We start from the raw sequence: 15,381 nt of genomic DNA, 5'->3' as shown, positions 1-15,381 counted from the left end.
CGCAGGTTCAAATCCTGCCCCCGCATCCCCCGCACCCCACAAAAAAACAAGACACCCACACAACACCACAGGCAGCATGAATCCATCATGCCGCCATTCAGCCAGCTCGACCTCGTCGCACTCGCCAGCAGCATCCGCAGCAGCGCGCAGAATGAGCCGCTGGCGCAACCTGCCCTGGCGCTGGCGCTTGCCCTCAACCGCATGGTCGAGGAGAAGAGTGTCTCGCTGGATCAGCTCGCGCAGATCCTGCGGCAACTCGGCCAGACCGCCTTTTTCGACAAGGCGCGCCGGATCAGCCTTGCCCTTGGCGACGAGTTCCCGGACACCGATGCTGCCCTCGCGGCGCTCGCCACCCGCATCGCGCGGCCTGATCCGGCCGACAGCCCAGTTCCTTTCGCCGCCTTCCGTGCCGCGTGCGAGCGGCCGCGGGCGGCCGCCGTTTTCACCGCGCATCCCACCTTCAGCCTGCCTCCTGCCACCAACGCTCTCCTGGCGGAGCTAGCGGCTGGCGGCTCGCCGCCCGCGGGCGCCTTCCCCTTGCGCCCCGAGCCACCCACGCTTGCGGACGAATTCGAGCAGGCCGCCCTCGCCATCGCCAACGGGCGGGATGCGCTGGACCGGCTGGCCGCCGCCTTTCTCGCCACCGCCCGCGCCATCTGGCCGGACCGCTGGACCCAGCTTGATCCCCGGCCGGTCATTCTGGCTTCCTGGGTTGGCTACGATACGGACGGCCGGACGGATATCGGCTGGCACGACACGCTGCGCCTGCGGCTACGCATGAAGCGCCTCCAGCTGGTGCGCCTGGCGGCCCAACTGGCCGCCCTGCCGGAGACCTGCACCGCCGCGCTGCGCCAGCGCACCGCCGACGCCCTGGAGGCGCTGCAGGTGCAACTCGAAGCCTGCCCGCCTGCCGGTCCGGCCACCCCTGTTGCCGTGCAGGCCTTCGCCGCTGCGCTGATCGCCCAGCGCGAGGCCGCCCTGACGACGCCCACCCCCCTTCTGGCCCTGTTTCCTGACGCGCTCGCCGCCGCGCCGGATGAGCAGACACGCCTGGCTCTCTGCGTCGCGCGCGCCGGCCTGAAGGCACACGGCCTTTCGCTGGCCCAGACCCATGTGAGGCTCAACGCCAGTCAGTTGCACAATGCCGCCCGCCTCCGCTTCACCCATCTCGATAGCGGACCGGAGGACCCGGCACGGCGCCGCGGCCTCTTCGCTGCCATCAACACCGTGCTGGAGGACGCCCGGCCGGAAGCGGTGGATTTCGGCGGCCTGATGGCGGAGCAGGCCTCCGCCGCCCGCCTGATGATGACGGTTGCCCAGATCACCAAGCACGTGGACGCCAGCCAGCCCCTCCGCTTCCTCATCGCCGAGACGGAGAGCGGCTACACCCTGCTGGCCGCGCTGCTGCTGGCACGCCTGGCCGGCGTCGAGGACCATGTCGAGATCTCCCCCCTCTTCGAGACCGCCGAGGCGCTGGAACGGCGCGGCGAGCGCGTGGTGGAGGAGGCGCTGCGCAGCTCGCACTGGCGTTCCTATTTGCGCCGCGTCGGCCGCCTCTGCCTGCAGTTCGGCTATTCCGACTCCGGGCGCTATGTCGGGCAGGCGGCCGCCACGCAACTCATCGAGCGGCTTAAGCTGCGCATCCTCGACCTGCTCGGCCGGCACGGGCTGGCGGGGCTGGAGGTGGTGCTGTTCGACACCCACGGCGAGGGGCTTGGCCGCGGCGGCCATCCCGACGGCCTCGCCGCGCGCCTCGACTACCTCGACCCTCCCGCCGTGCGTGCCGCCTTCGCTGCGCAGCACATTCCGGCACGGCTGGAAACCTCCTTCCAGGGCGGCGACGGCTACCTGCTCTTCGGCACCCCCACCCTCGCGCGCGCCGCCGTAGCCCGCATCGCCGAGCATGCTTTCGCGCCCCTTCCGCAGGGGGAGCCTGACCCCGTCTATGCTGAAGGCGGCTTCGCCAGCGACCTGTTCGCCGGGGCCCGCGTCGCCTTCGCGGCGCTGGTGGAGGATCCCGGCTATGCCGCCCTGCTCGGCGCTTTCGGGACCGCCCTGCTCGACCGCACCGGCTCGCGGCCGGCCAATCGGCAGAGCGACGCCGGCGGTCCCGCCGTCATCCGCCACCCCCGCGAGTTGCGCGCCATCCCCAACAACGCGGTGCTGCAGCAGCTCGGCTTCCTGGCCAACCTGATGCATGGGCTGGGGCAGGGGGCGCTGCACGAACCCGAGGCCTTCGCCGACCTCATCCGCCGCAGCCCCCGCTTCGCCAATGCCATGGCCTTTACCCGCGCCGGCCTCGCACTTTCCAGCGCCGACGTGCTGCACGGCTACGTCGCCAGCCTCGATCCCGGCACCTGGCTCGCCCGCGCGGCCCAGAGCCGCAGCCACGGCCGCGTCGAGGCCTTCCTCGCCGTCGCCCGCGCGCTGGAGGAAGCTCGTCTCGGCGACGCCGCGCGTGCCGTGTTCCGCCGCCTGCAGGCGGATGACCTGGCCCTGCGCGCGGCCTGGCCGGGCGGCGCGCCGCGCATGAGCGACCGGCTGTTCGCCCTGCATGCGCTCCGGCTCTGCCTGATCCACCGCATCTGGCTGCTCGCCGTGGCGATCCCCGACTTCTCCCCGCGCCACGCCGTGACGCGGGAGGCGCTGATCCAGCGTCTGCTGCGCCTGGACGTGGAGGCGGCTGTCAGCTTGCTGGAGGAAATCTTCCCCGCCGCCGAGCCGCCCGGCGCCTCGCTCGACTTCGCCGAACCGCCGGCGCCGCGCCATGGCGGCTATGGGCAGGAGGAGGGGGAATTCATCCGGCCGTTGCGGGAGATGTTCGGCATGGTGCGCGAGGTCAGCGCCATCATCTCACTGGAATGCGGCGCCTTCGGGTAGCGCCTGAAAGGGGAGGGCGCCGCCGCCTGAAGTCCTCGCCGCGGAGGCCGGAAGGACCTGCCGGACGCGCCCCGACGCCGTGATCAGCGGCGGAAGGCGGCCAGCACGCGCTCGGGCGTGGCCGGCAGGTCCAGCCGGGCGGCGCCCGTGGCGTCGCGCAGCGCGTTCCAGACGCAGGTCGCCAGCAGCAGGGGCGGCTCGCCCACGGCCTTGCTGCGAAAGATGGTGTTGGCCCGCGCCGGGGCGTCCGCCAGCAGGCGCAGGTTGAAGACCGGCGGCATCTCGCGCGAGCCGGGAATCTTGTAGGTCGAGGGGCCGAGCGTGCGCAGCCGGCCCGCGGCGTCCCACCACAGCTCCTCGCAGGTCAGCCAGCCCAGGCCCTGGATGAAGGCGCCCTCGATCTGCCCGCGGTCGACCGCCGGGTTCAGGCTGCGGCCGCAATCCTGCACCAGATCGGCCCGGGTGACGCGGTACTCGCCTGTCAGCCGGTCCACCAGCACCTCGGCGAAAGCGGCACCATAGGAGAAGTAGAAGAAGGGCTGCCCGCGCATGGCCTTAGCATCCCAGTGGATGTCGGGCGTCTTGTAGAAGCCGGTGGCCGAAAGGCTGATCCGCCGCGTCCAGCAATGCTGTGCCAGCTCGCCGAATTCCATGGCGTGGTTGCCGGCGCGCACGTGCCCCTCCGCAAAGGCGACCTCCGCCTCCCGCACGCCCCACAGGGCGGCAGCGGCCTCCGCCATGCGGCCGCGGATGGCGCTGGCGGCGGCATGCGCGGCCCAGCCGTTGAGGTCGCTGCCGGTGCTCGCGGCGGTGGGCGCGGTGTTCGGCACCTCGGCGGTGGAGGTGCCGGTGATGCGGATGCGCTCCACCTCCACCCCGAACACCTCCGCCACCACCTGCGCCACCTTGATGAACAGCCCCTGGCCCATCTCGGTGCCGCCATGGTTCAGGCGGATCGAGCCGTCGGTATAGACGTGCACCAGCGCCCCCGCCTGGTTCATGGCGGTGATGCCGAAGGAGATCCCGAAGGCCAGGGCGAAGCCACCGAGCCCCTTGCGCAGCGTCGGGTGATGGGCGTTGAAGGCGTCCACCTCGGCGCGGCGGCGCTCCCAGTCCGCGCCCTGCTTCGCCTCGGCCCAGACGCGGCGGATCAGGTCGCCTTCGAGTGGCTGGCCATAGGGTGTCTCGCCGCCATTGGGGCCGCCGGCGAAGTTCCGCTCGCGCAGCGCATCGACCGGGAGGCCGGTCGCGCGGGCGGCGGCGAACAGAACATCCTCCATCAGCAGCGCGCCCTGCGGGCCGCCGAAGCCGCGGAAGGCGGTGTTGCTGACCGTGTTGGTCTTGCAGGCCAGCCCGGTGACGCGCAGCGCCGGCACGTCATAGGCGTTCAGCGCATGCGTCACCGCGCGGAAGATGACGCCGCCGGAAAGGTCCAGGCTGTGCCCGCCATCGGCGGCCATGGTGGCATCCAGCGCCAGAAGGCGGCCTTCCGCATCGCAGCCCGCGCGCCAGCGATAGAGGAAGGGGTGGCGCTTGCCGGTCACCGCCATGTCGGCCTTGCGGGCGAGGCGCAGCTTCACCGGCCGCCCCGTGGCGCGCGCCGCCAGCGCGGCGACGGCCGCCACCCAGGAGGCATTGCTTTCCTTGCCGCCGAAGCCGCCGCCCATCCGCCGGCACTGCACGGTGATGCGGTTGTAGTCATAGCCCAGCACGCGGGCGGCGATGTGCTGCACTTCGGTCGGGTGCTGGGTGGAGGAATGCAGGGCGATGTCGCCATCCTCCCCGGGAACGGCGAGCGCGATCTGCCCTTCCAGGTAGAAGTGCTCCTGCCCGCCGCAGCGGAATTCGCCTCGCAGCTTCACGGGCGCGGCCTCCAGCGCCGCCTGCCATTTGCCGCGTTCGATCACCTGCGGCGGCATCAGCAGCGCCTTCGCCGCCAGTGCCTCCTCCACCGAGAGCACCGGCGGCAGCGGCTCGATGCCCGGCCGCAGCGCGGCAGCGCCGGCGATGGCGGCGTCGCGCGTGGTCGCGACGACGACGGCCAGCGGTTGGCTCCAGTGCTCCACCTTGCCCTCGGCGAACAGCACCTCCGCCGCCAGGCCACTCGGGGAAATGTCGTTGCGGCCGGGGATGTCGCTCGGGCCGAGCGCCGCCACCACGCCCGGCACCGCGCGCGCCGGGGCCAGGTCGAGCGGCGCCAGCACGCCATGCGCCGCCGGCGAAAGCGCCAGCGCCGCGTGCAGCATGCCGGGCGGCTCCGGCAGGTCGTCGAGAAAGCGCGCCTCGCCGGTGCAGTGCTTCAGCGCGCTGTCCTGCCGCAGCGCCGCGCCCATGCCGGTCCGGCTGGGGGAGGGGAGGGTGCCGTCCATCATGCCTGCACCTCCAGCGCCAGGTCAGGCCGGGCCAGCCGCCAGTAGAGCCGCCGCAGCAGCCCCGCCGCCCCTTGCTGGCGATATCCCGCGCCGCCGCGCCAGTCGGCGAGGGGGGCGAAGTCCTGCCGCAAGGCCTCGGCCGCCAGGGCGAAGCTGGCTTCGTTGAAGGGGGCGCCGGCCAGGGCCGCTTCGGCCTGCGGCGCGCGGGCAGCCGTGGCCGCCATGCCGCCGAAGGCCAGCCGCGCCTCGGTGACCATGCCCTCCGCGACCCGCAGCAGGAAGGCGGCCGAGAGGGTTGAGATGTCCTGGTCGTGCCGCTTGGAAAGCTTCTCGCAGACAAGGACCGCATCCGCCGGCGGGCGCGGGATGAGGACGCGCAGGATGATCTCGTCCGGCGCCAGGGCGGTTTGCCGGTAGCCCGTCAGGAACGCCGCCACCGGCAGGCGGCGTTCCCCGGCGCGCGCCGAGGCCAGCACCACCTCGGCGCCGAGCGCCATCAGCGGCGGCAGCATGTCGCCGATTGGCGAGGCGGTGCCGAGATTGCCGCCGAGCGTCCCCATGCCGCGGATCTGCCGGGAGCCGAGCCGCGTCAGCAGTCCCATCAAGGAGGCCAGCTCCGGCGCTGCCGCCAGCGCCCGCTGCAGCCGGCCATAGGTCACGCCGGCGCCGACCACCAGGCGGTCCGGCTCGACGGCGAGCGCCTGCAACTCCGCCACGCCCGAGAGGCCGAGGATGGCGGGCGGCGTCTGCCGGTGTTCCGAGGCCAGCAGGCCAAGATCGGTGCCGCCGGCCCAGAGCAGCGCCGCGGGGTGCGCCGCCCGCAGCATCAGCGCCCCGGCCAGCGTCGCGGGCCGGTGGAAGACCTGCCCTTCGGTGGTGAAGGTGGCATCGGCGAGCTCGGGCGGGGTCGGGCTGGGCGCGCCGTCATCCGCCAGCCCGGCGAAGACGTCGAGGATCGGCCGGTAGCCGGTGCAGCGGCAGAGGTTCCCGGCCAGCGCCTCATGCGCGCTGCCGCCCTCGCGCGCATGCGCCCAGGCGGACATGACGATGCCCGGCGTGCAGAAGCCGCATTGCGTCGCGTCGCCCTCGGCCATGGCGCGCTGGATCGGGTGCGGGCCTGCGGGACCGGCGAGCCCTTCCACGGTGCGCACGGCGCGGCCATGCATCTGCCCGACCAGTGCCAGGCAGGCGTTGATGGGCACCCGGTGTCCGTCGGCCTCCTCCAGCACCACGGTGCAGGCGCCGCAATCGCCCTCGGCACAGCCTTCCTTGGTGCCGGTCAGGCCGCCGGGGCCGCGCAGCCAGTCGAGCAGCGTCATGCCGGGCGGGGTTTCCGCCGGAAGCTGCCGCGGCGCGCCGTTGAGCAGGAAGGTGATGCATCCGGTCATGAACCGCATCGAAGCAAATTCCGCGCCGGGGCGCCAAGCAAAGGCTGGGGGAATGAACCCCCCAGCCCCGATCGCCCTCCTTCGAGCTTGCCGGGTCGGCGAGGCGCAGCACGGAAGCCGCCAGAGAAAGGATGGGGGTCCGGAGGAATTCCTTCCCCTGACCTTTTGCCGGCTTGATCCAGAGCAAGGCGGCGGATGCCGTGTGGCGCTAGCCATGGCCCCATGTCGCCCGATGCCCTGGCCCGCTACGCCGCCGCCGCCCTGCCGCGCTACACCTCCTACCCGACCGCGCCGCACTTCACCGCCCTGGACGAGGCGGCCTACCGCGGCTGGCTCGCCGCCATCGGCGCCGGGGACGCGCTTTCGCTCTATGTCCACATCCCTTTCTGCCAGAGCCTCTGCTGGTACTGCGGCTGCCATACCAGCGTGACGCGGCAGCAGGCCCGGCTGGCCCGCTACGCGGACGGGCTGACGGCCGAGGCGGCGCTGCTGGCGGCGGCGCTGCCGGCCCATGGCGGCGTGGCGGCGCTGCATCTCGGTGGCGGCACGCCCTCGGCGATCGGAGCCGAGGGGCTGGACGACCTGTTCACCGCGCTCCGCCGCCGCTTCTCCTTCCGCGACGATGCCGAGGTGGCGGTGGAGCTGGACCCGCGCGTGCTGACGCCGGCCATCGTGGAAAGCCTGGCGCGCGGCGGCGCCACCCGCGCCAGCCTGGGCGTGCAGGACATCGACCCCGGTGTTCAGGCCCGCATTGGCCGGCCGCAGCCGGCCGCGCAGGTGCGGGCGGCGGTGGCCATGCTGCGCGCCGTCGGCATCGCCGCCATCAATTTCGACCTGATGTACGGCCTGCCCGGCCAGACCGAGGCGCATGCCCGGGCCAGCGCGGCCTTCGCCGCCGCGATGGGCGCGGACCGGGTGGCGGTCTTCGGCTATGCGCATGTGCCCTGGATGAAGCCGGCGCAGCAGGCCATCGACGGAGCGCTGCTGCCGGATGCCACGGCGCGCCTGGCGCAGGCGGAGGCGGCCGCCGAGACGCTGGAGGGCGCCGGCTATGTCCGCGTCGGCCTCGACCACTTCGCCCGCCCCGGGGACGCGATGGCCCGCGCCGCCGCCGGAGGCACCCTGCGGCGCAACTTCCAAGGCTACACGACGGATACCGCCCCGGTGCTGCTCGGCCTCGGCGCCTCGGCCATCGGCCGCCTGCCGGCGGGGTTCGCGCAGAACCTGCCGGATGAGCGCGCCTGGCTTGCCGCCGTCGGGGCGGGGCGCCTGCCGGTGGCGCGCGGCCGGGCGCTTTCCGAGGAGGACCGGCTGCGCGGCGGCCTGATCGAGCGGCTGATGTGCGACCTGGCGCTCGACCTTTCCTCGGTGCCGGAGGCGATCCTCGCCGCCGCACGCCCGCGGCTGGCGCCGCTGCTGGCCGATGGCATCCTGGCCGAGCGGGGCGGCCGGCTGGAGGTGGCGGAACGGCGCTTCCTGCGCCATGCCGCGGCAGCCTTCGACGCCTATCTGGGCGCCGGCGCCGGGCGTCACAGCCGCGCGGTTTAGAGCCCGGTCGAGAATGGCGGCGGATCTTCCTGCCCGGCACGAGAAATCCCTCGCCAGCCCTCCGCCGCACCATCTTCAAACGGGCTTTGAGGCGGCCGCGAAGCCCGAGCGGCCCGGAAACACCCTTTGTTGGCCGGCCCTGGGCGATAATCGCAACATTCGGTGGCATGGCGGCGTGCGCGAAGCGCAGCCTCACCCTATCATGCGGGACAAGACTACGACGGAGCCGGGAAACACCGATGGTGGAACTGCTGCGCGAGGATGATCGCGATCGTATGGTCGCCTATCTGGAGCGCTACCTTCTGCGCTCCGTGCCGATGGACGGCCTGGCGATCGCTGCCCTCTGCGAAACCCACGCGCCCTTTCCCACCGCCGAGTGGTGCTGGACGGCCGATGTGGCGGCGGCGGTGGAAATGCTGTCCCTGCCGGTGCTGCGGGCCCGCTGGGGCGGGCTCGCCGACGGCCTGACCGACTTTCTGCTGGCCATGGGCACCGGCCCGCTGCTGCTGCGCCGTGTCACCGGCCCGGCCTGCGTGGTCGAGAACGACGACCCGCGCGCCTTCGCGATCACCACCGCCACCCACGAATATCGCGGCGACCTGTCGCGCGGCGTGCTGCGGCAGGCCGTGCGGGGCGGGCCGGCCCGGCGCGAGGTGCACCATACCGGGCATCTGGTGGAGTTCCGCCTCGGTCGCCGCCGCCATTGCCTGGACGTCGAGGACAGCATCGTGGACTGCGGGCTGGAGCAGCACCCCGAGGGCGTGCTGCTGTTCCATGAGAGCCTGCTGAAGGTTTCCTCCGGCCTGCTGCGCAAGACGGAGCAGGTGGTCGGCCGCCTCCGCTACGAGTACTGGATCGACCTGCAGGACCCGCGCCTGCTGATGAGCGTGGTGCTGCGCGCCGAGCCTGGCCTCACGCTGGAGGATGTGCGGCTGACCACGGCCGTGGACGAATTCTCCGGCGAGGAGAACCGCCCCGTGCTGCGGGCCGGCCTGGTGCGCGAGCGCCGCCCCAGATTCGTGCCGTTCTCCGGCAGCGCGGTGACGACGCTGCACGAGGGGCCGGTCGAACTGGTCAGCCTGATCGAGGAGGCGCCGCCCGGCGCCGCCAACGGGCTGCACCTGCGCCCGCTCTCGCCCGAGGCCCTGCTGAGCGTGAAGGCGCAGACCCGCTCCGGCCGGCTGCACTGGCTGCTCAGCCGCTATGCCTGCCCCAGCCTGGCCGGCGGCGCGGAGTTCCGGGTGCACGAGGCGCGGCTGCTGACCGCCGGCTCGCTGATCGCCGCCTTGCCGAGCTACGCCGGCGTGCTGCACGATCCCTCCGCGCTCTCGGGCCGGGATGCCGGCCTGACCGCCGACCATGGCACCGCGCTGAACGCGGTGGCGACCCAGGTCCTGCTCGCCAGCACCGGTGCCTATGCGCTGCCTCCCGAGCGGCTCAACATGCTGCGCGACTGGTACGACCGCCATCTGGACGGGCTGTTCACCGCGATGGCGGAGGGCGACACGCTGCTCCCGGGGCGCACCTATCTCCGTTCGCTTGCCTTCACGCTGCTCTCGCTGGAGGCCATGCACCGGGCCACCGGCGAGCCGCGCTACGAGGCGGCGCTGGCGCATGGCCTCGACCTGCTGCTCTCTTTGCGGCGCCCGGACGAGACCGGGGGTGCCTTCGCCGATCTCGGCCAGTCCGCCTATCTCGACTGCCATGCCGCGGCGATGCTGGCATTGGCCCGGCTCGCGTTGCGGCGGCAGGATCCGCGGCTGGCGCCGGCGCTGCGGCAGGCGATGGGCGCCATCCGGGTCGGCACCATCAAGGTGCCGCTGGAGAGCGGCGTGCACAGCCTTGATACGCCCTTCGTGCGCAGCCGCCGGGCAGACGGGCGCTGGGAGGACGACGGCGGCTTCTGGTCCTTCAAGCTCGGCCTGCTGATGCGCGCGCTGGCGGCGCTGCGCGTGGCCCATCAGGCCGGCGCGGTGCCGCTGGAGGGCGGCGAGCTGATGCGGCTGCAGACGCTGCAGGACATCAGCCTGCGGCAACTCCGGGCCCGGCTGCGTCCCTTCGGCGAGACGCTGGAGGCGCTGACCAGCCCTCTGGCCGGGGAAGGCAACGCCGCCACGCAGCCCGCCGTCCTGTTGGGGCTGATGGAGGCGGATGCGGCCATCGCCGGCCTGGACAGCGCCGCGTCCGCCGTTTCCTGAGCGGTGGCCCATGCGGCTCCTGACCCGATGGCGGCGCCGGTCGGCCGCCTGCGCGCTGTTGCTGGCGCTGCTGCCGGCGGCCTGCGCCGCGCCGCCGGCTCCGGCCATGCCGCCTCCCTTGCCCTATCCGCCGAGCGTGCGCGAGCGGATGCTGCACATTGCCTGGGCCGAGTGGTCGGACTGGGGGCGCATCGTGGTCGCCTCCGACGCGCCGCGCGAGGGCCAGCCTGGCCTGCCCGGACCGGAGAGCGCGCTGTCCAACTTTCCCCGCGTGCTGGCCTATTGGCGCGCGGTGGCGGAAGGGGCCGGGCCCATCGCCCGCAATCGCGTCCTCTATGCCGCAGCGCTGGCGCGGCCCGGGCTCCAGGTCGGCCTGTGGCAGGAGCCGGCCTGGTCGGCCGCCTTCATCAGCTTCGTGATGCGCACGGCGGGGGTGGACCGGCGCGAGTTCCCGCCCTCGGCGGCGCATGCCTTCTATCTCGACGCCCTGCTGGCCGATGCCCAGCGCTTCCCCGCCACCGCCCCCTTCATCCCGCATGACCCGGCGGACCGGGCGCCGGAGGTGGGCGACCTGATCTGCGCCGACCGCTCCGCCCAGCCGCTGCGCCACTGGCAGGCGCGGCTGGCGGAGGCCGGACAGTTCCGACCCATGCATTGCGACATCGTCGTGACGGTGGCGCCGGGCGTGGTGGAGGCGGTCGGCGGCAACGTCGCGGACGCGGTCACGCTGTCGCGTTTCCCGGCCGACATGGCGGGCCGGCTGTTGGCACGGCCGGCGAATGGCCCCACTTGGTTCGCCGTCCTCGAGAATCGACTGGGGCGCCTGCCCCCCTGGAACTGGAGAACCGCTTCGTGACTGACCTGTTCGAGCCGCTGACGCTGCGCGGCGTGACGCTTCGCAACCGCATCGGCGTCTCTCCCATGTGCCAGTACAGCTGCGCGCCGGATGGCCTTCCGACCGAGTGGCACCTTGCCCACCTGCATTCGCGCGCCGTCGGCGGCGCCGGGCTGGTGATCGTCGAGGCCACCGGCGTCAGCCCGGAGGCGCGCATCACCCCGCAGGACGTGGGCCTGTGGGAGGACGCGCAGATCCCGGCGCACCACGAGCTGGCCGCCGCCATCGCTCGCGCCGGGTCGGTGCCGGGCATCCAGATCGCCCATGCCGGGCGCAAGGCCAGCGCGGCGGCGCCCTGGGTCGGCGGGCTGGCGAAGGAGCATGGCTGGGAGCCGGTGGCGCCGAGCGCCGTCGCCTTCCCGGGCCTGGCCATGCCGCGCGCCCTCGACGAGGCGGGCATCCGCAAGGTGATCGCCGACTTCGCCGCCTGCGCGAGGCGCGCCATCGCCGCCGGCTACCGCTTCATCGAGATCCACGCGGCGCATGGCTACCTGCTGCACCAGTTCCTTTCGCCGCTTTCCAACCAGCGCAACGACGGCTGGGGTGGCGACTTCGCCGGCCGCACCCGGCTGACGCGCGAGGTGGTCGCCGCCGTGCGCGCCGCAATCCCGGAGGAGGTGCCGCTGGCCATCCGCTTCTCCCACACCGACTGGACCGAGGGCGGTTGGACGACCGAGGAGACGGTGGAGCTGGCGCGGCAGGTGAAGGCGATGGGCATCGACCTGGTGGACGTCTCCTCCGGCGCGCTGGTGCCGGCGCAGATCCCTGTCGGACCGGGCTACCAGGTGCCGGGCGCCGCGGCGGTGCGCGCGGGTGCGGAGATCCCGGTGGCGGCGGTCGGCATGATCACCGAGCCGGAGCAGGCGCAGCAGATCCTCGCCGAGGGCAAGGCGGACATGGTCCTGCTGGCCCGCGCCCTGCTGCGCGACCCCTACTGGCCGCTGCACGCCGCCGCCAGGCTGGGCCGCACCGAGGCGCTGCGCATCCCGCCGCAGTATGACCGGGCCTGGAGCGCGCTCGGCAAGATGGCGCTCGACCGGGCGGTCGCCGAGCCCGCGCCGGCGCTCTGACCGCCATGCCCCGGATCGCCGTCACCGCGCGCCTGTCGATCGACGAGGGTGAACTCGTCGAGAGCTTCGCGCGGGCCTCCGGGGCCGGTGGGCAGAACATCCAGAAGGTGGAGACGATGGTGCAGCTGCGGTTCGACGCCCGCAACTCGCCAAGCCTCCCGGAGGCGGTGCGCGAGCGGCTGCTGCGGCTGGCCGGGCACCGCGCCACCGCGGCGGGCGAGGTGGTCATCACCGCGCAGGAGCACCGCTCGCAGGCGCGCAACCGCGAGGAGGCGCGCGCGCGGCTGCTGGAACTGCTGCGGGCCGCCGCCGCGCCGCCGCCGCCGAAGCGCCGCCCGACACGGCCGACGCTCGGCTCCAAGAAGCGCCGCCTGGAAGGCAAGACGCAGCGTGGCGCGGTGAAGCGCCTGCGCGGCAAGCCGGTGGCCGACTGAGCCCTTCCTCCCGGAGCTGATCTGGCCCGGAGGCCCGGCCCCGGGCTTGCCTTGCGTGCAGGCGGAACACGGGTCTGGGGCATGGCCTGTCCGGTGGAGTGCCGGGCAGGCCGCGCTCCCGCTCCCCAGGCGTGCGCCTGCGGTCAGCCCGTCGGCAGGAAGATGAACACCACCGCCGCAACCAGGCAGAGCATGGCCGCGAAATAGGTCCAGCGCAGCGGCTCGCCCAGCACCAGCACCGAGAAGCCGCCGAAGACGATCAGCGTGATCACCTCCTGCATGACCTTGAGCTGCTGCCCGGTGAAGGCGCCATAGCCGATGCGGTTGGCCGGCACGGCCAGGCAGTACTCGAAAAAGGCCATGGCCCAGCTTGCCACCACGGCGAACCAGAGGGGCCAGGACGGGTGCTTGAGGTGCCCGTACCACGCGTAGGTCATCACCATGTTGGAGCCGAGCAGCAGCAGAGGCGGCCACAGGAGGGTGCTGTTCATGGTGGTCCCTTGAGGTGCGGCCGGATGGTGCGGCGAACGCCTTTTCGCCCCCGGCAAGCGGCGCCATTGGCGGCCGCTTGCCGGAAAAACTCCGGTTCGAAGGCCATGGCAGTTGAAGATACGCGATGCTTTGTGCAGTTAGGAAGAACCGCAACCGCTGTTTTGCTCTTTCCCCTCTTGCACAACCTTCGCCAGGAGTCGCATGCACCAGGGACCGCTGCTCGCCACCATCTGCGCCGGCCTCACGCTCGCCTTCATTCTGGGCGCCATTGCCCAGCGGCTGCGCGTCTCGCCGCTGGTCGGCTATCTGCTGGCGGGGGTGGTGATCGGCCCCTTCACGCCGGGCTTCGTGGCGGACCAGGGACTGGCGAACGAGCTGGCGGAAGTCGGCGTCATCCTGCTGATGTTCGGCGTCGGGCTGCACTTCTCCCTGCGGGACCTGCTGGCGGTGCGCCGCATCGCACTGCCTGGCGCGGTGGTGCAGATCGGGGTGGCGACGCTGATGGGCATGGGGCTGGCCAGTCTGCTGGGCTGGTCGTGGGGCGCCGGCTTCGTGTTCGGCCTGGCGCTTTCCGTCGCCTCCACCGTGGTGCTGCTGCGCGCTTTGCAGGAACGGCGCCTTGTTGAGACGGAGCGCGGCCGGATCGCCGTCGGCTGGCTGATCGTCGAGGACCTGGCGATGGTGCTGGCCCTGGTGCTGCTGCCCGCTCTCGCCGACGCGATGGGCAGCCATGCCGCGCCTGGGGCGCACGGCGCTGCCGCCGTTGCCGCCAGCCAGTTCGGCCTGGCCGGCATCCTGCTGCTGACCCTGGGCAAGGTCGCCGCCTTCATGGCGGTGATGCTGCTGGTCGGGCGACGGGTCATTCCGGCGGTGCTGCACTGGGTGGTGCACACCGGCTCGCGCGAGCTGTTCCGCCTTTCCGTGCTGGCGGTGGCGCTGGGCGTGGCCTATGGCGCGGCCCTGCTGTTCGACGTGTCCTTCGCCCTTGGCGCCTTTTTCGCGGGGATGGTGCTGGCCGAGAGCCCGCTCAGCCACCGCGCGGCGGAGGAGACGCTGCCGTTGCGCGACGCCTTCGCGGTGCTGTTCTTCGTCTCCGTGGGGATGCTGTTCAACCCCGAGGTGGTCGTCACGGCGCCGCTCGCGCTGCTCGGCACGGTGGCCATCATCCTGGTGGGAAAGTCGATCGCCGCCTATGCCATCGTGCGCGCCTTCGGCCGTTCGCGCTCCGTGGCGCTGACCATCTCGGCCAGCCTGGCGCAGATCGGCGAGTTCTCCTTTATCCTGGCCGGACTGGGCGTGGCGCTCGGCATGCTGCCGGAAGAGGGCCGGGACCTGATCCTGGCCGGCGCCATCCTGTCCATCTTCTGCAATCCCTTCGCCTTCATCCTGTTTGAGCGCGTGGTGGGCCGGGCCGCGCCAGCCCAGGTGCCGGCGCCCCCTCCGGAGACCAGTCCGGCGCCCGCGCCGCCGCCTGCTCCCACGCCGCCGGCCGAGGCGCCGGAGGACGAGGAAGCCACCGACCTGCGCCCGACCCGGCTCACCGGCCACGCGGTGCTGGTCGGCTATGGCCGCGTGGGCAGCCTGGTGGGCCAGGGGCTGCGCGAGGCGGGCCAGCCGGTGCTGGTGATCGAGGAGCGGCGCGAGGCCGTGGAAGCCGCCCGTGCCGACGGGCTGGAGGCGCTGCTCGGCAACGCCGCCGATCCCGAGGTGCTCGGGGCCGCCAACCTTGCCGCGGCCGTGCGCCTCTTCGTCGCCATTGCCGAAAGCTTCCACGCGGGGCAGGTGGTGGAGCAGGCGCACGCCGCCAATCCGGACATCGAGATCCTGGCCCGCGTCCATGGCGAGCCGGAGGCGGAGTACCTGATGCAACTCGGCGCCACGCTCACGGTCATGGGCGAGCGGGAGATCGCCCGCGGCATGCTGGCCCATGCGCGCAAGGCTGAGGGCGGCAGGGCAGGGGCACAGGGCGGGTAAGCTCGGGGGAAGGAACGCCCCCGAAGTCCCGTCTTTCTTTTGCCGGTTTGGCCGGGCTGGCGGCCGGGTCTTGCCTTTCGCCCGCCACCGGGCCTAGGACGCTCCACCGCCAGAGCTTGAGACAATGGAA

The 15,381-nt window shown here is 72.8% G+C and carries 10 protein-coding genes; 7 read left to right on the top strand and 3 right to left on the bottom strand.

Annotated elements, in window-relative coordinates:
- Positions 1-87 precede the first annotated feature (87 nt).
- Complete coding sequence (locus E0493_RS21450; protein ID WP_160939308.1) at positions 88-2,880, top strand: phosphoenolpyruvate carboxylase; 2,793 nt, start codon at positions 88-90, stop codon at positions 2,878-2,880.
- An 83-nt stretch (positions 2,881-2,963) separates the two neighbouring features.
- Here E0493_RS21450 and xdhB read toward each other — a convergent pair whose 3' ends face one another.
- Together xdhB and E0493_RS21440 are read right to left on the bottom strand one after the other, a co-directional pair.
- Positions 2,964-5,252 carry a xanthine dehydrogenase molybdopterin binding subunit gene (xdhB, locus tag E0493_RS21445; RefSeq protein ID WP_235913940.1) on the bottom strand — a complete coding sequence of 763 codons (2,289 nt, stop codon included), beginning with the start codon at positions 5,250-5,252 and terminating at the stop codon, positions 2,964-2,966.
- A complete protein-coding gene (locus E0493_RS21440; protein WP_235913939.1) occupies positions 5,249-6,649 on the bottom strand; it encodes a xanthine dehydrogenase small subunit in 1,401 nt (466 codons plus the stop codon). Before E0493_RS21440 ends, xdhB begins: the two co-directional genes overlap by 4 nt.
- A gap of 213 nt (positions 6,650-6,862) precedes the next feature.
- On the opposite strand from E0493_RS21440, the gene hemN reads away from it, so the two are divergent.
- The 5 genes from hemN (at position 6,863) to arfB (ending at position 12,785) form a co-directional block, all read left to right on the top strand.
- Positions 6,863-8,188: an oxygen-independent coproporphyrinogen III oxidase gene (hemN, locus tag E0493_RS21435; RefSeq protein WP_160939307.1), complete on the top strand. Its 1,326-nt coding sequence runs from the start codon at positions 6,863-6,865 to the stop codon at positions 8,186-8,188.
- Between the two features lie 239 nt (positions 8,189-8,427).
- Complete coding sequence (locus E0493_RS21430; RefSeq protein WP_160939306.1) at positions 8,428-10,386, top strand: hypothetical protein; 1,959 nt, start codon at positions 8,428-8,430, stop codon at positions 10,384-10,386.
- A 10-nt stretch (positions 10,387-10,396) separates the two neighbouring features.
- Positions 10,397-11,242, top strand: a complete 846-nt coding sequence (locus E0493_RS21425; protein WP_160939305.1) for a DUF2272 domain-containing protein — start codon at positions 10,397-10,399, stop codon at positions 11,240-11,242.
- Positions 11,239-12,351, top strand: coding sequence for an NADH:flavin oxidoreductase/NADH oxidase (locus E0493_RS21420; RefSeq protein ID WP_160939304.1), 1,113 nt, complete (start codon positions 11,239-11,241; stop codon positions 12,349-12,351). The genes E0493_RS21425 and E0493_RS21420 overlap by 4 nt, the downstream gene beginning before the upstream one ends.
- A gap of 5 nt (positions 12,352-12,356) precedes the next feature.
- The gene (gene arfB, locus E0493_RS21415; RefSeq protein WP_160939303.1) at positions 12,357-12,785 is read left to right on the top strand and encodes an alternative ribosome rescue aminoacyl-tRNA hydrolase ArfB; all 429 of its coding nucleotides are present in this window, start codon (positions 12,357-12,359) and stop codon (positions 12,783-12,785) included.
- 143 nt (positions 12,786-12,928) lie between these two features.
- On the opposite strand, the gene E0493_RS21410 is transcribed toward arfB, so the two are convergent.
- Entirely contained in the window at positions 12,929-13,276 is a 348-nt protein-coding gene (locus tag E0493_RS21410) for a DMT family protein (protein ID WP_160939302.1), read from the bottom strand.
- A 202-nt stretch (positions 13,277-13,478) separates the two neighbouring features.
- On the opposite strand from E0493_RS21410, the gene E0493_RS21405 reads away from it, so the two are divergent.
- Positions 13,479-15,251, top strand: coding sequence for a cation:proton antiporter domain-containing protein (locus E0493_RS21405; RefSeq protein ID WP_160939301.1), 1,773 nt, complete (start codon positions 13,479-13,481; stop codon positions 15,249-15,251).
- Positions 15,252-15,381 lie beyond the last annotated feature (130 nt).

Source organism: Teichococcus coralli, from assembly GCF_009829925.1.
Taxonomy (GTDB): Bacteria; Pseudomonadota; Alphaproteobacteria; order Acetobacterales; family Acetobacteraceae; genus Pseudoroseomonas; species Pseudoroseomonas coralli.
This window is presented reverse-complemented; position numbering and strand designations above follow the sequence as displayed.